This window comes from Massilia sp. KIM (assembly GCF_002007115.1).
GTDB lineage: Bacteria > Pseudomonadota > Gammaproteobacteria > Burkholderiales > Burkholderiaceae_D > Telluria.
This window is the reverse complement of sequence record NZ_MVAD01000004.1, coordinates 43,463-65,490: the sequence shown is the minus strand read 5'-3', so window position 1 is coordinate 65,490 and position 22,028 is coordinate 43,463. Positions and strand designations below refer to the sequence as shown.

Sequence of the window (22,028 nt, the reverse complement as noted above, 5' to 3'; positions counted from 1 at the left end):
ATTACGGGGCGGGCATACACGACGCCCATTGAATCATTATAGGAACTTCGCCCTGGCTTGCCAGTCAGGGCTTTCCACATGCGCCTCGGCCATCGCATCACGATAGCCGCCGGGCGCATGGCCAGTGGCCTTGCGGAACGCTGCGCTGAACGCGCTTTCCGACGCATAGCCCAGCCGCCAAGCCAGTGTGGAGACCGGCAGCTCTTCCGAAAGGAGGATCTGGCGCGCCAGGCGCATGCGCCATTGCTGCAGGTAGTGCAGCGGGGCGCAGCCGACCAGCCGGCGAAAGCGCAGCGCCAGGGCCGAGCGCGACATCGCCACCCCGGCGGCCAGCTCCTGCACGGTCCAGCGCCGCGCCGGTTCGGCGTGCAGCAGGCGCAGGGCGGCGCCGATCTTCGGGTCGCGCAGTGCGCCCAGCCAGCCGGCCGGCGCCTCCTGGGCGCGCAGGGCCTGCACCAGCGCCATGCGCGCCAGCCCGTCGGCCAGCGCGCGCTGGCCGAGCGCGGGCGCACGGGCTTCCTCCCGGTACAGCTGCAGCAGGGCCTGCAGGGCCGGCGCGGCGCTGGAGGCGGCGCGCAGGTACAGGGCGGGCGGCGCCAGCTGTTCCAGCACCTCGCGCTGGGCCGGATCGATCTCGAAGCGGCCCGCCACCATCTCCAGTTCCTCGCCCTCGCCCCACTGGACCGCGCCGGCGTGCTCACGCAGGGCGGCGAAGTGGGCCGCGCCGTCGTCTGGCGCCAGCGCCGGGTCGGTGCCGGCGACGTAGGGGCGGCTGCCGCGCAGCAGGAGGCAGTCGCCGGGCTCCAGCCAGAACGAAGCAGGCTCGCCCTCGACCTGCACGCACAGGCGTCCGCGCACCTGGGCGATGAACTTCAGGCTGCCGTCACCGGAAAAGCGCAGCGACCACGCTCCGCCGGCCGTCATGCGCAGCGGAACGCCGCTGCGCACCTGCAGCAGGGCCAGCAGGTCGGACAGGGGATCGCCGGCGAAGTCGGGACGCGCGCGCATGAAGGATGGACGGGACAGCATGGTAGGGAAGACGGGCCGATTCTACACTTTCCCCCATCGATCTCACTGGAGCACGCCTCATGCAATACCGACGACTCGGCAACACCGGCACCATCGTTTCGCGCCTCTGCCTGGGCGCCATGACCTTCGGCGGCGCCGCCACCCCGCCCTACGACAAGGTCGGGGGCCTGGATCTGGCGCAGACCGATCGCCTGGTCGGCGTGGCGCTGGACGCCGGCATCAACTTCATCGACACCGCCGACGTGTATGCGAACGGCGAATCCGAGAGCCTGCTCGGGCAGGTGCTGCAGGGACGGCGCGAGCACGTGGTCCTGGCCACCAAGTTCCACGCGCCCACCGGCAAGGGGCCGAACGACGCCGGCCAGTCGCGCCCGCACCTGATGCGCGCCCTCGAGGCCAGCCTGCGCCGCCTGCGCACCGACCACATCGACCTCTACCAGATCCATAACATCGACACCCTGACGCCGCTGGAGGAAACCCTGCGCGCCCTGGACGACGCGGTCCGCGCCGGCAAGATCCGCTACATCGGCTGCTCGAACCTGGCCGGCTGGCAGGTGGCGAAGGCGCTCGGCCTCTCGGCCCTGCACGGCTGGTCGTCCTTCGTCTCGGTCCAGAACTGCTATTCGCTGGCGGTGCGCGACATCGAGCGCGAGATCCTGCCGCAGGCGGTGGACGCCGGCCTGGGCGTGCTGGCCTGGAGTCCGCTCGCGGGTGGCCTCCTGTCGGGCAAGTTCGGGCGCGGCGGCAGCAGCGACCCGGATGCGCGGCGGGTGCACATCGACTTCCCGCCGGTGGAGCGGGAGCACGGCCACCGGGTCACCGACGCCTTGCGCGCGGTGGCCGGGCGCATCGGCGCCGCCCCGGCCCAGCTGGCCCTGGCCTGGCTGCTGGCGCGTCCGGGCGTAAGCTCGGCCATCGTCGGCGCGCGCCGTCCGGAGCAGCTGCTGGACAACCTCAAGGCGCTGGAGCTGGCGCTGGAACCGGAGGTGCTGGCCGAACTGGACGCCGCCAGCGCGCTGCCGGCGGCCTACCCGGCCTGGATCCACGCCATGACCAACAGCCACCGCGAAGCCTTCCTGCGCCGAGGGGAGGGCGGCGCAGGAGGGCGATGATTCTTGCAAGGAGGCGCGTTTCGGACGATACTGTATGCAATTACAGTAGTCGGCCCCGGCATCCCGCCCGGGGCGCTCCCGCGAGTGAACGCCCCGGTCCGGAAAATCATCCATTGCGATTGCGACTGTTTCTACGCATCCGTCGAGATGCGGGACGACCCGTCGCTGCGCGGACGCCCGCTGGCGGTGGGCGGCCGTCCCGACCAGCGCGGCGTGATCGCCACCTGCAACTACGAGGCACGGGCCTACGGCATCCATTCGGCCATGGCCACGGCCCAGGCCATGAAGCTCTGCCCCGAGCTCCTGGTGCTGCCGCCGGCGATGGAAAAGTACCGCATCGCCTCGCGCCAGATCATGGACATCTACCGCGACTACACCGAGCTGGTGGAGCCGCTCTCGCTCGACGAGGCCTACCTCGACGTCACCAATTCCCCGCACTGCAAGGGCAGCGCCACCCTGATCGCGCAGGAGATCCGGCGCCGCATCTTCGAGACCGTGGGCATCACCGCCTCGGCCGGCGTGGCGCCCAACAAGTTCGTGGCCAAGATCGCCAGCGACTGGAACAAGCCGGACGGCCTGTTCCTGGTGCGTCCCGAGGAAGTGGATGCCTTCGTCGCCGTGCTGCCGGTCAAGAAGCTCTACGGCGTGGGCAAGGTCACGGCCGACAAGATGCACCGGCTCGGCCTGCAGACCTGCGGCGACATGCGGACCTGGAGCCTGGACAAGCTGCACGAGCACTTCGGCAGCTTCGGCGCCCGTCTCTACGACCTGTGCCGCGGCATCGACCACCGCGAGGTGAACACCTCGCGCGAGCGCAAGTCGATCAGCACCGAGGAAACCTATACCCCGGACGTGCCCGACCTGGCCGCCTGCCTGAAGCTGCTGCCCGAACTGGTCGAGCACCTGCTTGGCCGCATCAAGCGCAACAATGCTGAAAAATTCATCAACAAGTTGTTCGTAAAGATCAAGTTCAACGACTTCCAGCAGACCACCGTCGAGTGTGTTGGCTATGCGCCACATATTCCGACCTATGCCCGCCTGATGGAAACCGGCTGGCTGCGCGCCAGCCGCCCCGTGCGCCTGCTGGGCGTGGGGGTGCGCCTGAGCGAGACCGAGATCGTCGAGCAGCTCCGGCTGTTCGACGACAGCGTGGACGAGTCGACAACAACTTGAGCTTTTGACTTTTTCGTTGGCGCAATTTTGGGCTGAGCAGCGTAGAATGTCGTTCCCTTGAAATACTGAAACAATCGGATAACAGCGTATGTGGTTCAAGAATCTTCAGATCTATCGCCTGCCCGCTCCCTGGGCATTCAACCCGGAACAACTGGAAGAGGCGCTGCAGTCCCAGGCCTTCACGCCCGCCAGCAGCAACGAACTGCTGCGCCAGGGCTGGGATTCGCCACGCAATAACGGCAAGCTGGTTCACGTCGTCAACAAGCAGATGCTGATGATGCTGGGCACCGAGAAGAAGCTGCTGCCCTCGTCGGTCATCAACCAGGTGGCCAAGGCCAAGGCGGCCGAGCTGGAAGAGCAGCAGGGCTTCCCGCCGGGCAAGAAGGCGATGAAGGAACTGAAGGAGCGCGTGGCCGACGAACTGCTGCCGCGCGCGTTCTCGATCCGCAGCAACGTCTGGGTCTGGATCGACCCGGTCAACGGCTGGCTGGTGGTCGACGCGGCCAGCCCGGCCAAGGCCGACGACGTGATCAAGCTGCTGCTCAAGGCGGTGGACCGCATGCCGCTCGAATCGCTGCGCGTGCAGCGCTCGCCGGTGGCGGTGATGACCGGCTGGCTGGAAGCCGACGAAGCGCCCTACGGCTTCACCATCGACCAGGACACCGAACTGCGCGCCACCGGCGAAAGCCGCGCCGCGGTGCGCTACGTGAAGCACACCCTGGAACCGGACGACATCCGCCGCCACATCGCGGCCGGCAAGCAGTGCACCCGCCTGGCCATGACCTGGAACGACCGCATCAGCTTCGTGCTGACCGAGTCGCTGGCGATCAAGGGCGTCAAGCCGCTGGACGTGATCAAGGAAGGCGAAGCGCCGACCTACAGCGACGACGAGCGTTTCGACAACGACATCGTCCTGATGACCGGCGAACTGGCCAAGCTGCTGGCCGACGTGGTCGAGGCCCTGGGCGGCGAAGCCAAGGCCTGATCCGCCACTAGCGCCCGGCCGGCCGGGCGCCCGCGGCCTCACTTCGAGGCCGCGACTTCCTCGCTGGTGGCCGGTTCCTTGCTGCCCGCAGCGCCGCGTTCCGGCTTGCCGTCCGAATAGGTCGGCCCTTCCCGATCCTGGTGCGGCGCCGGCTTGCCCGGCAGCGGCGCGAGTGCTTTCGCGCGCTCCAGGTCGATCCCGGCCACTTGCGCCACGCGTCGGCCGTAATCCTCGTCGCAGTGCCAGAAGTGCCACACCATTCGCAGCTGGATCGCGTTCGGGCACTTCGCGAGGTCGCTCCCGATGTTGTTCACCAGGTCCTCGCGTTCCCATTCCTCGAAGCTGCGGTAGCGCTCTCCCGCTTGCCGGTAATCGTCCGCCGTGCGCGTGGTCTGGTAGCGGCCCAGGTGGCCCTCGACCCACTGGTGGTAATCCTTGTCGGGTGTGGGCGCTTCCTGGAAGCCGCCCACGATGCTGGGCTCGTAGTTGATGTGCTTGTCCTCGCCGCGGCCATCGACGTAGTAGGTCATCTGGCCGTCGCGTTGGTTGGTGCGCGCGCTCGCCGCTTCCTGCGGCGCGTTGATCGGCAACTGCAGGTAGTTCGGCCCCACCCGGTAGCGCTGGGTGTCGGAATACGAGAGCGTCCGGCCCTGCAGCATCTTGTCGTCCGAGAAGTCGATCCCGTCCACCAGCACCCCGGTGCCGAAGGCCGACTGCTCGGTCTCGGCGAACACATTGTCCGGGTTCTTGTTCAGCACCAGGCGGCCCACGGGCAGCAGCGGGAAGCGGTCTTCCGGCCAGCGCTTGGTGTCGTCCAGCGGATCGAAATCGAGCTCGGGGTGCTCGCCATCGCTCATGATCTGCACGCAGAACTCCCATTCCGGGAAGTCGCCGCGCGCGATCGCCTCGTACAGGTCGCGGGTGGCGTGGCTGGTGTCCTGGGCCTGGATTCCGGCGGCCTGGCTGGCAGTCAGGTTGCGCACGCCCTGCCTGGGCTGGAAGTGGAACTTCACCAGGTGGGCCACGCCCTGGTCGTTGACCAGCTTGTAGGTGTTCACCCCCGAGCCTTCCATCTCGCGGTAATTGGCCGGGATGCCCCAGGGGCTCTTGACCCAGGTGACCATGTGCAGGGCCTCGGGGTGGCTGCAGATGAAATCGTAGAAGCGCCAGGGCTCCTGCTGGTTGGTGACCGGGTCGGGCTTGAAGGCGTGGATCATGTCGGGGAACTTGATCGCGTCGCGGATGAAGAAGACCTTGAGGTTGTTGCCGACCAGGTCCCAGTTGCCGTCCACGGTCTTGAACTTGATGGCGAAGCCGCGCGGGTCGCGCGCCGTCTCGGGCGACTCCCTGGCGCCGATCACGGTCGAGAAGCGCACGAACACCGGCGTCTGCACGCCGACCTCGTTGAGCACGCGCGCACGTGTGTACTTGCTGGCCGGTTCGTCGCCGATCGTCCCGTAGGCCTCGAACACGCCATGGGCGCCGGTGCCGCGCGCGTGCACCACGCGCTCGGGAATCCGCTCGCGGTCGAAGTGGGTGATCTTCTCGATGAACTGGTAATTTTCCAGCGTGGCCGGTCCGCGTTCGCCGACGGAACGCATGGCCTGGTTGTCGCGGACCGGGTGACCCTGGCGGGTGGTCAGGGTGGGGCGCTGCTCGTTCATTGTTCTCTCCTTGCTGCTTCGATCGGAGAGGCGAGTATAGGAAGGCAGGGAAAGGGGCAGCGCGCGGCTGCCCTGTGGCAAGCCGGACGCTTAGAGGTTCTGGAACACGCCAGCGGCGCGGTTCTTCTGCACGTTATCCCAGGGGAAGACCTGGCCGTTCATGGCAACGTAGACTCCGGCCGGCAGGGCCTGGGCCACGCCGCAGGCGAAGCCCAGGTTGAACAGGGCGTCGGAATTGGCGATCTCGTAGGGGATCATGGCGCCGGTCAGCACGATGGTCTGGTCGAGCTTGGCCGCCCCGAGCACCGCCGCGGTTTCGCGCATGGTGTCGGTGCCGTGGATGATGACGATCGCCTTCTCGGTGGCCGCCTGGCAGGAAGCCAGCACGCGCTGGCGGTCGGCGTCCTGCATGTCGAGCGAATCGAGCAGGGGCAGCACGTCGAGCGCGACCGGAATGGTCATGCGGCTGCGCTTGATTACCTCGGGCAAATGGCTGTCGGCGAAGCCGAGCACGCCGTTCAGTTCATTGTAATGCTTGTCGAAAGTGCCACCGGTGGCGATGAGTCGCAAAGTCATGATCGTTTATAAACGCGGTAAAAAAAGGTCGTTCATGATAGCCGCAAACGGTAGTGTATCCATATGTGACTGCGCTAGAATCGGTCGGATCGGATGAGTACACTGCTCGTCTTTCCTTCCATCCCTTACGTTTCCCCATGAAAGCAGTCGCACCCGGAACCGTCATCTTCCACCGCCATCGAGGCTATGGCGTGATCACCCACGTCAACCTCCTGACGGGCTGGATTTCGGCCCGGTTCGGGAACGAGGCGCGCACCCTGGACCTGAACCTCTCGAGCGACGAGGTGCAGCACGCGGATGGCGAACCCATCCTGTTCCGCCGCGCCCCGCCCGACCGCATGCCGCACGCGCGCCTGATGGCCGTGGTGCGCGAACTGCACAAGGCGGGTTACCAGAAGCTCTACCTGTATTCCTGGCCCAAGCCCTCGGGGCTGCACTGGCGCTGGCACCTGTTCACCGGGCCGCGCAACTGGATGCAGCGCACCTGGCGCGAAGGCTGGTATGGCTCGGGGGCGGACTACAACAACAATCCGGTGATGGGCTGGGGCGATCTGCCCGGGGCGAGCACGGATGAGCTGATCCATGCCCTGGCGAAATTCGACCCGCAGGGCCTGGCGCAGGCGCTGGGAAGGGACGAGGACCACACGGCCTGGTTCGCCCAGGCCTGCGAGCTGCTGCTGCCGGGATACATGTACAGCCTGAACATGGAGCGGCCCGCGGGCGGCGGCCTGGTCGAAGCGCCGCCGGTGCCGGTGGTGCCGGTGCGGGCGGGCCTGAAGGTCTATGCGGGGCCGGACATCGGCTGGCCGCCGGGCTGGGCGGGCTTGTGGACGGGCACCCACGTCATGCCGGCGCGCAAGCCGAATCTGACGGGAGAGCCCGAGCTGCGCTGAGGGTGGTGCAAGCCGGCCTTTTCACTGCGCGAGGAACTTGGGTTACGGCGGGGCCGCCCAGGCCTGCGCCGGAACGACGGTATGGCGGCTGACGACAGAGTCGAAGCTTATCTCAACGCCACCTGCCTGAGTTCGGGCGAAGGCTTGGGCGGCCCGCCGTCAAGCATGTCGACGAAACGAGGCCCCGAGCTCAACGCTTCCCCAAGGCCTCCGGATTCAGGATATTGTCCGGCTGCCCCTGCGCGAACTTCAGCACGTTCTCGAACGCGATCTGGAAGTAGATCTCGTAGCTGTCCTTCTCCACATAGCCCAGGTGCGGCGTCGCCAGCACGGTCGGAATCCGCAGCAGTTCCGCATCCGCGGCCAGCGGCTCGCTGGTGAATACATCCAGCGCCGCATATCCCGGCCGCCCCTTGCGCAGCGCTTCCTCGAGGGCGCCCTCGGCGACCAGTTCGGCCCGGCTGGTATTCACGAACAAGGCATCCGGCTTCATGCGCGCCAGGTCCTCGGCGTTCACGATCCCGCGCGTGCCCTCGGCCAGCCTCAGGTGCAGGCTCAGCACGTCCGCCTGCTCGAACAAGGCTGCGCGCGACGCCGCCGCCTCGAAGCCGTCCGCCAGCGCCGCCTGGCGGCTGTTCTCGCTGCCCCACACCAGCACCCGCATGCCGAAGGCGCGGCCATAGCCTGCCATGAGCTTGCCGATCTTGCCGTAGCCCCAGAGCGCCAGCACCCGTCCGCGCAGCGAGCGTCCCAGCCCGTTGAGCGCGGGATTGATCGAGGCCGTCTGCCACAGGCCTTCCTTGAGGTTGTTGGCGTAGGGGACGATCTTGCGGCTACTGGCCATGATCAGTGCCCAGGTCAGCTCGGCCGGCGCCACGGGCGAACCGATGCCTTCGGCAATGGCGATGCCGAGCTCGGTCGCGGCCGCCACGTCGACGTGGCCGCTGACCTTGCCGGTCTGCGAGATGAGCTTGAGGTTAGGCAGCTTGGCCAGCAGTGCGCGCGGGAAAGTGGTGCGCTCGCGGATCAGCACCAGGGCGTCGTAGGGGGCCAGCCGGATCGCCAATTGGCCCAGCCCCCTGGTCGAGTTATTGAAGACTTTTACCTCGTGTCCGTCGAGCAAGCGGAAGCAGTCGAGGCCGCGCACGGCGTCCTGATAGTCGTCGAGAATCGCAATTTTCATGGATGTTGTCAGATTGTAATGAGGTGCGCGTAAACGAATAACACGATATGCCCGAAACCGAAATAGCCTACTACATTACTAGGTCAATATTCCTACTTTTTTGTAATAGAAGACCTCGAAACGGGGTTTGTGCGGTGTACAATCGATTGGAACTTAAGGGTTTGACACGACTCCACAGTGTTACCCAGCAGCACCGTTCCCAGCCTTGCCAGAGGCTGTCGACACGACCGCCGTAACGCCGCCGTACCGCCGATTTCCTCCTGGGAATGGATGCCGCTTCCGGCTGACGACGATCCTGCCGTGCCGGGACAGACAGAATTCTTAATTGGCATTGGAGGTACCTATGAATCAGCCCGTGATGGGCGGCGTCGCCGCTTTGAACGTTCCAGCTTACATCAAACACCAAAAGCTCATCAATTGGGTCGCGGAAATCGCCACCCTGACCAAGCCGGACGCCGTCTACTGGTGCGACGGCTCGGAAGAAGAGTACGACCGCCTCTGCGCGCAGATGGTCGAAGCCGGCACGATGCGCAAGCTGAACCCGGCCAAGCGCCCGAACTCCTACCTGGCCTGGTCCGATCCCTCGGACGTGGCGCGCGTCGAAGACCGCACCTTCATCTGCTCCGCCACCAAGGAGCAGGCCGGCCCCACCAACAACTGGATGGACCCGGCCGAGATGCGCCGCACCCTGAACGGCCTGTTCGACGGCTGCATGGCCGGCCGCACCCTGTACGTGGTGCCGTTCTCGATGGGCCCGCTGGGCTCGCCGATCGCCCACATCGGCGTCGAACTCTCCGACTCGCCCTACGTCGCGGTCAACATGCGCATCATGACGCGCATGGGCAAGGCCGTGTACGACGTGCTCGGGACCGACGGCGACTTCGTGCCCTGCGTGCACACGGTCGGCATGCCGCTGGCGTCCGGCCAGCAGGACGTGCCCTGGCCCTGCAACCCGACCAAGTACATCGTGCATTACCCGGAAACCCGCGAGATCTGGTCCTTCGGCTCGGGCTATGGCGGCAACGCGCTGCTGGGCAAGAAGTGCTTCGCGCTGCGCATCGCGTCCAACATGGGTTACCAGGAAGCCCAGCAGGGCGGCACCGGCTGGCTGGCCGAGCACATGCTGATCCTGGGCGTCGAATCGCCCCAGGGCGACAAGAAATACGTGGCGGCCGCCTTCCCGTCCGCCTGCGGCAAGACCAACTTCGCGATGCTGATCCCGCCCAAGGCCTTCGACGGCTGGAAGGTGACTACCATCGGCGACGACATCGCCTGGATCAAGCCGGGCGCGGACGGCAAGCTGTATGCGATCAATCCGGAAGCCGGCTACTTCGGCGTGGCCCCGGGCACCAACGACAAGACCAATCCCAACTGCATGGCCTCGCTGCGCGAGAACGTCATCTTCACCAACGTGGCGCTGACCGACGACGGCGACGTGTGGTGGGAAGGCATGAGCAAGGAAGCGCCGGCGCACCTGATCGACTGGCAGGGCAAGGACTGGACCCCGGCCTCCGGCACCAAGGCCGCCCACCCGAACGCGCGCTTCACCGTGGCCGCGACCCAGAACCCGGTGATCGATCCGGCCTGGGACGATCCGGCCGGCGTGCCGATCTCGGCCTTCATCTTCGGCGGCCGCCGCTCGACCACCGTGCCGCTGGTGACCGAAGCCAACAACTGGGTCGAAGGCGTCTACATGGCCGCGACCATGGGTTCGGAGACCACCGCCGCCGCCGCCGGCCAGATGGGCGTGGTGCGCCGCGACCCGTTCGCGATGCTGCCCTTCATCGGCTACAACATGAGCGACTACTTCCAGCACTGGCTGGACCTGGGCAAGAAGATCGAAGCCAAGGGGACGGTGCCGAAGATTTTCTGCGTCAACTGGTTCCGCACCGACGACAAGGGCGGCTTCGTGTGGCCGGGGTATGGCGACAACATGCGCGTGCTGAAGTGGATCCTCGACCGCGCCGAAGGCGGCGCGAGCGGCGGCCAGCAGCACCTGTTCGGCACCTCGCCGAACTACGCCGACCTGAATTGGGAAGGCGTGGACTTCAGCGAGCAGCAGTTCACCCAGATCACCTCGATCGACAAGGACGCCTGGAACGAGGAACTGAAGCTGCACAGCGAGCTGTTCGAGAAACTGGCCTACCACCTGCCGCAGGAACTGGTGGACACCAAGGCCAGGCTGGAGAAACATCTGGCCGCTTGAGTGACGCACACTCGACCGGCTGAGTGGGGAGAGGCCGCCGTCGGGCGGCGATCATAAAAAAAAAGCAGGGGCGGCGCTGTAAGGCGTCGCCCCTGACTTATTTGGGCTTGTCTAAAGCGCGTTTCCGGCCCCAAGTGCCCGCACGTCGCTCCCGCGAGGGCGGCTCCCTGGCAGGAACCCAAGTTCTGGCCCGCGCCCGCAAAACCGTCATTCCCGCGAAGGCGGGAATCCAAGTTCGTCGCGTCACCTCATCAATAAACGTAGGGGCTGCGCTGGAAAACTTGGGTTCCCGCCTTCGCGGGAACGACGGGTCGAAGCTAACGGGACGGGTTGAAGCTCTAACGGGCCGGGTTGGAGCTAACGGGACCGGTTGGAGCTAACGGTTAACACGGAGATGAGCGCTTACGCCCGCCTCAGTTCCACCCCATCAAACAAGGCGGTATCAACAACAGCAAGGCCATCACCAGATAGATCAACTGCAGCGGCACCATCCACTTCGCCCAGGTCAGCCAGGGAATCCGCGCCAGCGCCAGCACCCCCACGGTGATGCCCGAGGTCGGAATCATCGAGGTCGACAACTCCCCCAGCTGGAAAGCCAGGATCGCGGTCTGGCGCGACACCCCCACCAGGTCGGCCAGCGGCGCCATGATCGGCATGGTCAGCGCCGCCTGCCCGCTGCCCGAGTGGATGAAGAAGTTGATCACCGACTGGATCAGGAACATCTTCTGGGCCGCGAACACCGGATGGCTGGACTGCACCAGCGGCACCAGCGAATGCAGCACCGTATCGATGATGTGGGCCTCGCGCGCGATCACCAGGGTGGCGCGCGCGATCGCGATCACCAGCGCGGTGGGCGCCAGGTCCTTCACGCCCTGCATGAAGGAGGCCACCCAGTCGTCCGCGCCCAGGCGGCCGACGATGCCCACCACGATCGCCATCGCCAGGAACAGCGCGGCGATCTCGTCGATGAACCACTCGTACTTCACCACCCCGACCACCATCGCGCCCAGCGTGGCCGCGAACAGCAGCAGCACCGCCTTGTGGCGTCCGGTCATGTGTTCGTGTTCAGCGTCGTCCCCGCTCGTTTCCGGCAGCTCCTTGCGCTTGCCCTGGTCCAGCACATAGGTCGGGCTCAGCGCCGGATTGGCCTTGACCCGCGCCGCGTACCACATCAGGAAGGCGATGGTGACGATGGTCGCCAGCGCCCACACGATGAAGCGGTAGCCCATTCCCGAGAACACCGGCACCCCCGCGATCCCTTGCGCGATGCCGACGTTGAAGGGATTCAGGAAAGCCGCGCTGAAGCCGACCTGGGAGCCGAGGAAGGGAATCGAGACCCCGGTCACGGTGTCGTAGCCCAGGGCCAGCGCCAGCGGCACGAAGATCAGGATGAAGGGAATCACCTCCTCGTTCATGCCGAAGGTCGCCCCGCCCAGCGAGAACAGGGTGACGAAGACCGGGATGATGGCGGCGCGCACCAGCGGCGAATGGCGGTGGGCGCGGGCGATCGACAGGATCAGGCGGTCGATCGCCTGGGTCTTCTGCAGCACCGCGAAGGCGCCGCCCACGAACAGCACGAAGCCGATGATCTGGGCCGCCTCGACGAAGCCGCGGATCGGCGACTTGAGCAGGTCCACCAGGCCCTGCGGATTGCTGGCCACGTAGTGGAAGGAATCCGGGTCGACCAGCTGCCGGCCATTGACCAGGTGGGTGTCGTATTTGCCGCCGGGGACGAACCAGGTCGCGAGCGCGATCAGCGCCAGGATCGCGAACAGCAGCACGAAGGTGTTGGGCATTCGCAGGCGCATGATCAGTCGCTCAGCAGGGAACCGGTGCGGAAGGGCGTGAGCCCCGCGATTTTGCAGACCTGCATGCCGCGCAGCAGGTGGCGGTGGGCGGTGCGGGCGAACAGCAGCCCGGGATGGCGCGCGCGCAGGGTGACCACCGCGCCGCTGACCGGGTTGACGATGTCGGCCACCGCCTCGCCGGCTTCCACCCGCTCGCCCAGCTGCTTGTGGAAGACCAGCACCCCGGCCTGGGTCGCATGCAGGGGCTCGACCGCTTCCAGCGCCGTCGGCGCGCATTGCGCCTCGGGCAGCTCCTCGACCGGGATGTCGAGCAGGCCTTCGCGCGCCAGGTACTGCAGCAGCGCCTTGGCATCCTGCTCGGCGTAGTCGTAGCGCACGTCCATCTCGCCGCGCAGCTCCACCGTCACGGCGGCGCAGGCCGGCGGCACCGGGGTCTGCGGGCCGAAGTGCTCGGCCAGGTCCCACCACAGGCGGCTGCAGGCTTCGTCGAAGGGCGCGCCGCCCGAAGCGCTGGACAGCAGCAGGGCGCGCGCGCCGAGCAGGGCCGCCAGCGGCACGGCCTTGTCGCGCAGCGCCGTGCCCGCGTATACGTGCATCAGCGCCTCGTTATCGCAATGCAGGTCGAGCACGATGTCGGCGTCGATGGCCATCGACAGCAGGGTCTTCTTGAGCACCTCGGTGGCGTCCTCGGGCTCCCAGCTCGCCACGGCGGCGCGCGCCGCCTCGCGCACCAGGCCCACGTTGGCCTCGGCGTGCGGCCCGAGGCGGCCGGCCAGCTTGTCCTTGAGCTCCTCGGCCACGTGGCGGAAGTCGCGGTTGAAGTTGATGCCGGTGCCCAGGTCGAAGCGCCCGAAGGGCGTGCCGTGCACCAGTTGCGACAGGCCGATCGGATTGGCCGCCGGCACCAGCACGATCTCGCCGCGCACGCGGCCCTCGGCCTCGTACTGGTCGAGCAGGCGCCTGAGACAGTGGGCCACCAGCATGGCCGGCACTTCGTCGGCGTGCAATGCAGCCTGAATATAAGCCTTCCTGCCGCTGCCTTCGCGGCCGTAGCGGCATACGCTCAGCGTGTAGTTGGCAAGGCCCGGCTCGCTCGCGATCGGGTGGGTCTGTATAGGCATAGGCAGGTCTCCTGGCGCCGGTTGCGTTTCGAAGAATTATGTAGGTTTTTTTACACAACGTAAATCACTGAAAAAAAATTTTCAAAAACCAGTTGAGTCGGTAGACGAACCTGGATTACATTTGGCAAATGTTTTGAAATTTGCATGACATAAAAGCAGCCGAGAGCCCAACCCACGATGAGTCCAGCCAACCTGCATAACGCCGCGCCCGATATCGGTTTTGCCGAGTCTTCCCTCGGGCAGTCGCTGCTGCGGGTGCTGGCCGAAGGCTCGGCCTCGAACCGCGCGCTGGCCGACTACCTGCTGCGCAACCAGGTGCGCGTCACCGCCCTGGGCATCGAGGAGCTGGCCGAGGCCTGCGAGGTCTCGACCGCCACCATCAGCCGTTTCGCGCGCGACCTCGGCTTCAAGAACTACGCCGCCATGCGCAGCGCCGTGGCCGAGACCCTGCAGTCGATGCTGCAGCCGGTGGAAAAGCTGCGCAGCTCTATCGCGCGCCGCCCGGCCTCGCCCGCGCTCGAAAGCCTGGGCTATGCCGAGGCGGCGATCACCACCACCAGCCGTTCGCTGGCGGGCGCCGAGATCGACCGCATCGCCGCCGGCCTGACCAAGGCGCGCACCGTCTACGTGATGGGCTTCGGCCTGTCGACCTTCCTGGCCGGCACCCTGGCCATGCACCTGCAGCCCTTCTGCCGCCACGTGGTCGAAGTGGCGGCCGCCGGCGGCACCGAGGTCGCGGCCAGCCAGCTCGCCACCATCACCGACAAGGACACGCTGGTGGTGATCTCGCTGCCGCGCTACACCCTGGCCGCCGTGTCCCTGACGCGCTTCGCGCGCGACAGCGGCGCCACCGTGGTCTCCATCACCGATTCACCCGCCTCGCCGCTGGCCGAACTCGGGCACCAGGTGCTGTACGCGCACAGCGCGCACCCGGTGCTGCCCAGCAGCGCGAGCGCGGTGCTGGCGGTCATCGAAGCGATCGCCGTGTCGCTGATGACCTCCAACAAGGCCAACGTCGCCAAGGCGGCGCGCCACACCGAGGCCATCGCCGCCTACCTCTACGGTGAACACCAGATTCGTACCAGCAGTTCGCAAAAAAAGGAAAGCGCCCCCAGGCGCCGGAACGTGAAGAAGTCCTGAGTCACCACCAAGAGGGAGCAATGCATGAGTAAGCACATTTCGAATACCTTGCGGCCGACCGTCCTGGCCTCGAGCATCGTCGCGGCGCTGGGTCTGTTCGCCCAGCAGGCATGGGCGCAGACGGATCCGGCCAGGATGCAGCGGGTCGAGATCACCGGTTCGTCGATCAAGCGCATCAGCACCGAGGCGGCGCTGCCGGTCGAGACCATCTCGCGCGAGGACATCGAAAAGATGGGCGCCACCACCGCGGCCGAACTGATGAAGAACATCAGCGCCAACACCGCGCCCATCACCGACGGCCCCAGCATCACCGACGGCACCTCGGGCCAGCGCGGCCTGAATGCGGCCAACCTGCGCGGCATCGGCGCTTCCTCCACCCTGGTGCTCCTGAATGGCCGCCGCCTGGCCAACTTCGCTTCGCCGGGCGACAACTCGGGCGTGGACCTGAACAACATCCCGGCCGGCGCGATCCAGCGCGTCGAAGTGCTGAAGGACGGCGCCTCGGCGATCTACGGCACCGACGCGATCGGCGGCGTGGTCAACTTCATCACCCGCAAGGACTACACCGGCATCGACCTGGCCGCGTCGGCGGCCGGCACCCAGCACGGCGGCGCCGGCAAGCGCACCGCCAGCATCAGCGCCGGCACCGGCGACCTGGCCAAGGACCGCTTCAACGTGTTCGGCGTGCTGGACTACCAGGAACTGGACGCCCTGCGCTCCGGCCAGCGCAGCTTCATCGCCGAGCGCGCACTGGCGACCACCTTGCCGGCCCAGATGTCGAGCAACACCTTCCCGGCCAACGTCGACATCTCGGCCGCCCAGCGCGCGGCGCTGATCGGCGCCGGCCTGCTGCCGGCCGGCAGCCGGGTGAGCCGGATCAACCCGAGCGCGCCCAACTGCAACCCGCCCGCCACCGTCTACGCGCCCCAGGGCCCGGGCGGCGTGGCCGGCTGTAGCTACGACTACATGGAAGACACCGAGATCTACCCGGACTCGCGCAAGATCGGCTTCATCGGCCGCGCCACCTTCCAGCTCAACGACAACCACCAGCTGTTTGCGGAACTGGTGCAGACCGAGGCCAAGACCAAGTACGTGCTCTCGCCCAACCCGGTGCGCATCCGCGACCTGCCGGTCAGCATCCTGCCCGAGGCCTACCGCCGCGCGCTGACCGGACCCGGCCTGCCCGCGACCTTCAGCGGCATCCGCTACCGCATGAAGGAAGCCGGCAACCGCAGCAACGAGGTGACCAGCGAAGGCCAGCGCCTGCTGCTCGGCGCCACCGGCCTGGTGGCCGGCTGGGACTACGACCTGGCGGTCTCGCGCGCCGAGAACACGGCCGACGACCGCTACTTCGACGGCTACGTCCTGTTCGACAAGTTCGACGCGGCCGTGCGCAACGGCACCGTGAATCCCTTCGCTCCCTCGTCCCAGGCGGGCCTTGACCTGATCAACAGCATCAAGGTGAACGACGAGGCGCGCAAGGCCAAGGGCATCTCGACCTCGGTCGACGGCAAGGTCTCGCGCTCGCTGATGCAGCTCGCCGGCGGCGACCTGGCGATCGCGATCGGCGGCGAATACCGGCGCGAGCACCAGATGTTCACGCCGTCCGAACTGCTCAAGTCGAACAACATCGCCGGCGACCGCGACAGCACCGTGCCGGCCGGCGAGCAGCTCGAGGTCGAGACCGCGGACAACCGCCGCCGCGTGGCCTCGGTGTTCACCGAGGTGAACGCGCCCTTCACCAAGGAGCTCGAGATGCAGTTCGCGCTGCGCTACGACCACTACAGCGAAGTGGGCAGCACCACCAATCCGAAGATCGGCCTGCGCTGGCAGCCCAGCAGCGCCCTGCTGCTGCGCGCCTCGGCCGGCACGGGTTTCCGCGCCCCTTCGCTGTCGGACCTGAAGCGCCCGACCATCTTCGGCACCTCGGCCGGCATCCTGACCGACCCGCAGTGCGTGGCCCAGGAAGGCAGCATCGACACCTGTACCGACCAGTGGAACGTCGAACGCCGCTCGAATCCCGACCTGAAGCCCGAGAAGTCGCGCCAGTTCACCCTGGGCGCGGTGGTCGAGGTCAGCAAGCGTTCCAACTTCTCGCTCGACTACTGGAACATCCAGAAGCGCGACGTCATCAGCACCCTGGGCGAACAGGTCATCATCGAGAACCCCGCCGCCTATAACGGCAAGTACATCGAGCGCGACGAGGACGGCTTCATCTCCAACATCCTCCTGATGAAGGAGAACCAGGGGCGCCTGAAGACCTCGGGCATCGACGTGGCCGCCGAATGGCGCAGCGAGCGTGGCGCCTGGGGCCGCTTCGGCGTCAACCTGTCGGGCACCCGCATCCTCAAGTACGACCGCCAGTTCGGCCCGTCGGAACCCTACCGCAGCAACCTGGGCGTGTTCCTGAACGACCAGGTGATCCAGAAGTGGCGCCACCGCGTCAGCTTCGACTGGGACCACGGCCCGGTGAGCCTGACCCTGGCGAACCAGTACTCGTCCAGCTACACCGACCAGAACACCACCTACGATCCCTTCACCGACGCCCTGCTGGCGCCGAACCGCGTGAAGTCGTATTCGCTGTGGGACCTGACCGGCAGCTGGGCCATCACCGAGAAGCTCAAGCTGCGCGCCGGCATCCTGAACCTGCTGGACAAGGATCCGCCCTTCTCGAACCAGGCCTATTACTTCCTGGCCGGGTACGACCCCAGCTACACCGACCCGCGCGGCCGCAACGGCTTCGTGAGCCTGAACTACTCGTTCAAGTAACGGGCGCGGCATGCTGAGGAAACTGTGCTTCGCGCTGGCGGTGGGGATCGCCAGCGCCGGCGGCAGCCTGGCTGCCGAAGCGCCCAAGGGCTCGCTGGTGATCATCGGCGGCGGCCTGCGCCCCGACAACGCGGCGGTGTGGGGGAAGATCGTCGAACTGGCCGGCGGCAAGGGCGCGCGCATCGCGGTCTTCCCCTCGGCCGCCGAGAACCCGGAGCGCGAAGGGCGGATGGCGGCGGACTACCTGAACCGCCACGGCGCCCGGGCCTTCGTGGTCCCGGTGGCGCCGCGCCTGCCGGGCTCGGACGCGCGCAAGGCGGCCGACGACCCGGCCATCGCGCGCAGCGTGCGCGAAGCCGGCGGCGCCTTCTTCACCGGCGGCGACCAGGCCCGCATCACCGGCACTCTGCGCCGGGCGGACGGCAGCAACACGGCGGTGCTGGACGCGCTGTGGGCCTTGTACCGGCGCGGCGGCGTGATCGCCGGCACCAGCGCCGGCGCGGCCATCATGAGCAGCACCATGTTCTACGACCCGCCGCTGGAAGTCGCGCCGGTCCTCAAGAACGGGGTCACGGACGGCAAGGACATCGCGCCCGGCCTGGGTTTCATCGGCGAGGACGTCTTCATCGACCAGCATCTGCTGGCGCGCGGACGCTTCGCGCGCATGCTGCCGGCGATGCTGAGCAAGGGCTACAAGCTGGGACTGGGAATCGACGAGAACACGGCGGCCGTGGTGGCGCCCTCCCGCGAGGTGAGCGTGATCGGCTACACCGGCGCGATCCTGCTGGAGCTGGACGACGCGGTCTCGGACAAGGCGCAGCCGCGCTTCAACCTGTCCAACGCGCGCATCAGTTATCTGGACAACGGGGACAGGTTCCACCTGGCCAGCCGCAGCTTCGTGGCCGGACCGGGCAAGGAACCGGTGGACGCGACCCGGCCCGAGCATCGCGACTACCTGTTCTACACGGATATTTTGGGGAACAACGCGGTGGTCAGCATCCTGGCCAAACTGGTCGACAGCGACCTGCAGCGCGCCACCGGGCTGGCCTTCGAAGGACCGCCCAGCCCGAACCCGGAACGCGGCTATGAGTTCACCTTCTCGCGCGCGCCGGACAGCCGGCAGTTCGTGACCAATCGCGAGGATGCGTGGTCGATCTACCGGATCCGGATGGACGTGCGGCCGGTGCGGATGCAGCAGCCGCTATACACGCCGGAATAATCACAACCACGTCGTTCCGGCGAAGGCCGGAACCTAAGTTTGTGTGAGTAGCTGCACACTGGAACTTGGGTTCCGGCCTTCGCCGGAACGACGGTTTTACGGCCAACTAGACAGTTGGCGAGGCTCAGATCAGCCCTTCAGCAGCGGCTTGAGGTACTTGCCAGTCACGCTGGCCGGATTCTTCGCCACGTCTTCCGGCGTGCCGGCCGCCACGATGGTGCCGCCGCCGGCCCCGCCTTCCGGACCCAGGTCGACGATCCAGTCCGCAGTCTTGATCACGTCCAGGTTGTGCTCGATGATGGCGAGCGTGTTGCCCTGGTCGCGCAGGCGGTGGATCACCTTCAGCAGCAGGTCGATGTCGGCGAAGTGCAGGCCGGTGGTCGGCTCGTCCAGGATGTACAGGGTGCGTCCCGTGTCGCGCTTGGACAGTTCGAGCGAGAGCTTGACGCGCTGCGCCTCGCCGCCCGAGAGCGTGGTCGCGCTCTGGCCCAGCTTGATGTAGCCCAGGCCCACGTCCAGCAGGGTCTGCAGCTTGCGCGCGATGACCGGCACCGGCTTGAAGAACTCGTGCGCGTCCTCCACCGTCATGTCCAGCACTTCGGTGATGTTCTTGCCCTTGTACTGCACCTCGAGCGTCTCGCGGTTGTAGCGCTTGCCGTGGCAGACGTCGCAAGGCACGTACACGTCCGGCAGGAAGTGCATCTCGACCTTGATCACGCCGTCGCCCTGGCAGGCCTCGCAGCGGCCGCCCTTGACGTTGAACGAGAAGCGGCCCGCCGAATAGCCGCGTTCCTTCGCGGTCGGCACGGTCGCGAACAGGTCGCGGATCGGGGTGAACAGGCCGGTGTAGGTGGCCGGGTTCGAGCGCGGGGTGCGGCCGATCGGCGCTTGGTCGACCGAGATCACCTTGTCGAAGTGCTCCAGGCCGTGGATGGCGTCGTGCGGCGCCGGTTCGGTCTGCGAGCCGTACAGGTGGCGCGACAGGGCAGGGAACAGGGTGTCGTTGATCAGGGTCGACTTGCCCGAACCCGAGACTCCGGTCACGCAGGTGAGCAGGCCCACCGGCAGGGTCAGGTCCACCTTCTTGAGGTTGTTGCCGGTCGCGCCCGTGATCACCAGCTGGCGCGCCGGATCGGCCTTGGTGCGCTTCTTCGGCACCTCGATCTTGCGGCGGCCGTCCAGGTACTGCGCGGTCAGCGACTGCTTGCTCTTCATGATCTCCTTGAGCGAGCCGGCCGCAATCACCGCGCCGCCGTGCACGCCCGCGCCCGGACCCATGTCGACGATGTAGTCGGCGGTGCGGATCGCGTCCTCGTCGTGCTCCACCACCAGCACGCTGTTGCCGATGTCGCGCAGGTGCTTCAGGGTCGCGATCAGGCGGTCGTTGTCGCGCTGGTGCAGGCCGATCGAGGGTTCGTCCAGCACGTACATCACGCCGGTCAGGCCCGAGCCGATCTGCGAGGCCAGGCGGATGCGCTGGGCTTCGCCGCCCGACAGGGTGTCGGCGCTGCGGTCCAGCGACAGGTAGTCCAGGCCGACGTTGTTCAGGAATTTCAGGCGCGCCGTGATCTCCTTGATCACGCGCTCGGCGATGTCCTTCTTGGCGCCGGTCAGCTCGAGCGACTCGAAATACTCCAGGGTCTCGCGCAGCGGGGTGTCGGAGACTTCGTAGATGGCGCGTTGCTGCTCGCCCTGGCCGATCTTGACGAAGCGGGCCTCGGTGCGCAGGCGCGCGCCTTCGCAGGCCGGGCAGGTCTTCTCGTTGATGAACTTCGCCAGCTCTTCCTTCACCGCCATCGAATCGGTCTCGCGGTAGCGGCGCTGCAGGTTGTTGACCACGCCTTCGAAGGTGTGCTCGCGGATCACCGTGCGGCCACGCTCGTTGATGTACGAGAACGGGATCGAGGTCTTGCCGGAGCCGTGCAGCACCGCTTCGCGCGCCTGCTTGGGCAGCTGCTCGAAGGGGGTGTCGAGGTCGAAGTCATAGTAGGCCGCCAGGCTTTGCAGCATCTGGAAGTAGAACTGGTTGCGGCGGTCCCAGCCCTTCACCGCGCCGGAAGCCAGCGACAGGTGGGGGAAGGCGACGATGCGCTTCGGATCGAAGAACTCGATGTGGCCCAGGCCGTCGCATTCCGAGCAGGCGCCCATCGGGTTATTGAAGGAGAACAGGCGCGGCTCCAGCTCCTGCAGCGAGTAGCCGCAGACGTTGCAGGCGAACTTGTTGGAGAAGATGGTTTCCTTCTCGCTGTCCATCTCGAAGGCGATGGCGCGGCCGTCGGCCAGGCGCAGCGCGGTCTCGAAGCTCTCGGCCAGGCGCTGCTTGATGTCGGCATTGACCTTGACGCGGTCGATCACCACGTCGATGCTGTGCTTCTCGGTCTTCTTCAGCTTGGGCAGCTCGTCCACTTCGTAGATCTTGGCCGCGTTGACCCCGCTCTGGACGCGGAAGCGCACGAAGCCCTGGGCCTGCATGGCCTGGAACAGGTCGCTGTGCTCGCCCTTGCGGTTGGCCACCACGGGAGCCAGGATCATCAGCTTGGTCCCTTCCGGCATGGCCAGCACGGCGTCGACCATCTGCGACACCGTCTGGGCCGCGAGCGGCTCGTGCGGGTGGTCCGGGCAATAGGGGGTGCCGACGCGGGCGTACAGCAGGCGCAGGTAGTCGTGGATCTCGGTGACCGTGCCCACGGTCGAGCGCGGGTTGTGCGAGGTGGCCTTCTGCTCGATCGAGATGGCCGGCGACAGGCCCTCGATCAGGTCGACGTCCGGCTTTTCCATCAGCTGCAGGAACTGACGCGCGTAGGCCGACAGCGACTCGACGTAGCGGCGCTGGCCTTCGGCGTACAGGGTGTCGAAGGCGAGCGAGGATTTGCCGGACCCCGACAGCCCGGTAATGACGATCAGCTTGTTGCGCGGCAGGTCGAGGTTGATGTTCTTCAGATTGTGCGTGCGCGCGCCGCGGATACGAATTTCTTCCATTAAGTTTTTGCAGGCTTTCAATAAGTTTTGCGGGGCCGGCGCACAGAGCACGGACGGGGTGAGCGGGCCGATCGGAGAGAACCCATAAGTGTAGCTCGTTTTTCGAAATGCTGTACATCCATCCAGCAATTTTTGCCGTGGCCACACAACGACGAGCGGGTCAATCCGGTC

At 66.7% G+C, this 22,028-nt stretch carries 15 protein-coding genes; 8 read left to right on the top strand and 7 right to left on the bottom strand.

What is annotated here, in order from left to right:
- Positions 1 to 36: 36 nt before the first annotated feature.
- Positions 37 to 1,008, bottom strand: a complete 972-nt coding sequence (locus B0920_RS22855; RefSeq protein ID WP_179119270.1) for an AraC family transcriptional regulator — start codon at positions 1,006 to 1,008, stop codon at positions 37 to 39.
- Positions 1,009 to 1,088: 80 nt separating this feature from the next.
- Here B0920_RS22855 and B0920_RS22850 point away from each other — a divergent pair, with 80 nt between their 5' ends.
- The 3 genes from B0920_RS22850 (at position 1,089) to B0920_RS22840 (ending at position 4,299) form a co-directional block, all read left to right on the top strand.
- Positions 1,089 to 2,141: an aldo/keto reductase gene (locus B0920_RS22850; RefSeq protein ID WP_078034996.1), complete on the top strand. Its 1,053-nt coding sequence runs from the start codon at positions 1,089 to 1,091 to the stop codon at positions 2,139 to 2,141.
- Between the two features lie 27 nt (positions 2,142 to 2,168).
- Entirely contained in the window at positions 2,169 to 3,314 is a 1,146-nt protein-coding gene (gene dinB / locus B0920_RS22845; protein WP_078035331.1) for a DNA polymerase IV, read from the top strand.
- An 88-nt stretch (positions 3,315 to 3,402) separates the two neighbouring features.
- Complete coding sequence (locus tag B0920_RS22840; RefSeq protein WP_078034995.1) at positions 3,403 to 4,299, top strand: recombination-associated protein RdgC; 897 nt, start codon at positions 3,403 to 3,405, stop codon at positions 4,297 to 4,299.
- A 38-nt stretch (positions 4,300 to 4,337) separates the two neighbouring features.
- On the opposite strand, the gene B0920_RS22835 is transcribed toward B0920_RS22840, so the two are convergent.
- Together B0920_RS22835 and B0920_RS22830 are read right to left on the bottom strand one after the other, a co-directional pair.
- Entirely contained in the window at positions 4,338 to 5,963 is a 1,626-nt protein-coding gene (locus B0920_RS22835) for a catalase (protein ID WP_078034994.1), read from the bottom strand.
- Between the two features lie 90 nt (positions 5,964 to 6,053).
- Positions 6,054 to 6,539 (bottom strand): asparaginase domain-containing protein, encoded by a 486-nt coding sequence (locus B0920_RS22830; protein WP_078034993.1) that lies wholly within the window; start codon positions 6,537 to 6,539, stop codon positions 6,054 to 6,056.
- A 137-nt stretch (positions 6,540 to 6,676) separates the two neighbouring features.
- Here B0920_RS22830 and B0920_RS22825 point away from each other — a divergent pair, with 137 nt between their 5' ends.
- Positions 6,677 to 7,432, top strand: coding sequence for an L-asparaginase (locus B0920_RS22825; RefSeq protein WP_078034992.1), 756 nt, complete (start codon positions 6,677 to 6,679; stop codon positions 7,430 to 7,432).
- 190 nt (positions 7,433 to 7,622) lie between these two features.
- Here the strand turns inward: B0920_RS22825 and B0920_RS22820 are convergent, their stop codons facing one another.
- Entirely contained in the window at positions 7,623 to 8,615 is a 993-nt protein-coding gene (locus tag B0920_RS22820; RefSeq protein ID WP_078034991.1) for a D-2-hydroxyacid dehydrogenase family protein, read from the bottom strand.
- A gap of 343 nt (positions 8,616 to 8,958) precedes the next feature.
- Here B0920_RS22820 and B0920_RS22815 point away from each other — a divergent pair, with 343 nt between their 5' ends.
- Complete coding sequence (locus tag B0920_RS22815) at positions 8,959 to 10,821, top strand: phosphoenolpyruvate carboxykinase (GTP) (RefSeq protein ID WP_078034990.1); 1,863 nt, start codon at positions 8,959 to 8,961, stop codon at positions 10,819 to 10,821.
- 413 nt (positions 10,822 to 11,234) lie between these two features.
- On the opposite strand, the gene B0920_RS22810 is transcribed toward B0920_RS22815, so the two are convergent.
- Together B0920_RS22810 and B0920_RS22805 are read right to left on the bottom strand one after the other, a co-directional pair.
- Positions 11,235 to 12,629 carry a YfcC family protein gene (locus B0920_RS22810; protein ID WP_078034989.1) on the bottom strand — a complete coding sequence of 465 codons (1,395 nt, stop codon included), beginning with the start codon at positions 12,627 to 12,629 and terminating at the stop codon, positions 11,235 to 11,237.
- 2 nt (positions 12,630 to 12,631) lie between these two features.
- Positions 12,632 to 13,750 (bottom strand): succinylglutamate desuccinylase/aspartoacylase family protein, encoded by a 1,119-nt coding sequence (locus B0920_RS22805; protein ID WP_078034988.1) that lies wholly within the window; start codon positions 13,748 to 13,750, stop codon positions 12,632 to 12,634.
- 177 nt (positions 13,751 to 13,927) lie between these two features.
- Here B0920_RS22805 and B0920_RS22800 point away from each other — a divergent pair, with 177 nt between their 5' ends.
- The 3 genes from B0920_RS22800 to B0920_RS22790 are packed head-to-tail and all read left to right on the top strand — an operon-like array spanning position 13,928 to position 18,878.
- Entirely contained in the window at positions 13,928 to 14,890 is a 963-nt protein-coding gene (locus tag B0920_RS22800; RefSeq protein ID WP_078034987.1) for a MurR/RpiR family transcriptional regulator, read from the top strand.
- 24 nt (positions 14,891 to 14,914) lie between these two features.
- Positions 14,915 to 17,659: a TonB-dependent receptor gene (locus B0920_RS22795; RefSeq protein ID WP_078034986.1), complete on the top strand. Its 2,745-nt coding sequence runs from the start codon at positions 14,915 to 14,917 to the stop codon at positions 17,657 to 17,659.
- 10 nt (positions 17,660 to 17,669) lie between these two features.
- Complete coding sequence (locus B0920_RS22790) at positions 17,670 to 18,878, top strand: cyanophycinase (protein ID WP_078034985.1); 1,209 nt, start codon at positions 17,670 to 17,672, stop codon at positions 18,876 to 18,878.
- A 129-nt stretch (positions 18,879 to 19,007) separates the two neighbouring features.
- Here the strand turns inward: B0920_RS22790 and uvrA are convergent, their stop codons facing one another.
- Entirely contained in the window at positions 19,008 to 21,857 is a 2,850-nt protein-coding gene (uvrA, locus tag B0920_RS22785) for an excinuclease ABC subunit UvrA (RefSeq protein ID WP_078034984.1), read from the bottom strand.
- Positions 21,858 to 22,028 lie beyond the last annotated feature (171 nt).

What these genes read in the sequence shown, in the direction of transcription:
- B0920_RS22855 (WP_179119270.1), bottom strand. Translation starts at nt 1,008, where the DNA reads ATGCGCGCGCGTCCCGACTTCGCCGGCGATCCCCTGTCCGACCTGCTG.
- B0920_RS22850 (WP_078034996.1), top strand. Translation starts at nt 1,089, where the DNA reads ATGCAATACCGACGACTCGGCAACACCGGCACCATCGTTTCGCGCCTC.
- B0920_RS22840 (WP_078034995.1), top strand. Translation starts at nt 3,403, where the DNA reads ATGTGGTTCAAGAATCTTCAGATCTATCGCCTGCCCGCTCCCTGGGCA.
- B0920_RS22835 (WP_078034994.1), bottom strand. Translation starts at nt 5,963, where the DNA reads ATGAACGAGCAGCGCCCCACCCTGACCACCCGCCAGGGTCACCCGGTC.
- B0920_RS22830 (WP_078034993.1), bottom strand. Translation starts at nt 6,539, where the DNA reads ATGACTTTGCGACTCATCGCCACCGGTGGCACTTTCGACAAGCATTAC.
- B0920_RS22825 (WP_078034992.1), top strand. Translation starts at nt 6,677, where the DNA reads ATGAAAGCAGTCGCACCCGGAACCGTCATCTTCCACCGCCATCGAGGC.
- B0920_RS22820 (WP_078034991.1), bottom strand. Translation starts at nt 8,615, where the DNA reads ATGAAAATTGCGATTCTCGACGACTATCAGGACGCCGTGCGCGGCCTC.
- B0920_RS22815 (WP_078034990.1), top strand. Translation starts at nt 8,959, where the DNA reads ATGAATCAGCCCGTGATGGGCGGCGTCGCCGCTTTGAACGTTCCAGCT.
- B0920_RS22810 (WP_078034989.1), bottom strand. Translation starts at nt 12,629, where the DNA reads ATGCGCCTGCGAATGCCCAACACCTTCGTGCTGCTGTTCGCGATCCTG.
- B0920_RS22805 (WP_078034988.1), bottom strand. Translation starts at nt 13,750, where the DNA reads ATGCCTATACAGACCCACCCGATCGCGAGCGAGCCGGGCCTTGCCAAC.
- B0920_RS22800 (WP_078034987.1), top strand. Translation starts at nt 13,928, where the DNA reads ATGAGTCCAGCCAACCTGCATAACGCCGCGCCCGATATCGGTTTTGCC.
- B0920_RS22795 (WP_078034986.1), top strand. Translation starts at nt 14,915, where the DNA reads ATGAGTAAGCACATTTCGAATACCTTGCGGCCGACCGTCCTGGCCTCG.
- B0920_RS22790 (WP_078034985.1), top strand. Translation starts at nt 17,670, where the DNA reads ATGCTGAGGAAACTGTGCTTCGCGCTGGCGGTGGGGATCGCCAGCGCC.
- uvrA (WP_078034984.1), bottom strand. Translation starts at nt 21,857, where the DNA reads ATGGAAGAAATTCGTATCCGCGGCGCGCGCACGCACAATCTGAAGAAC.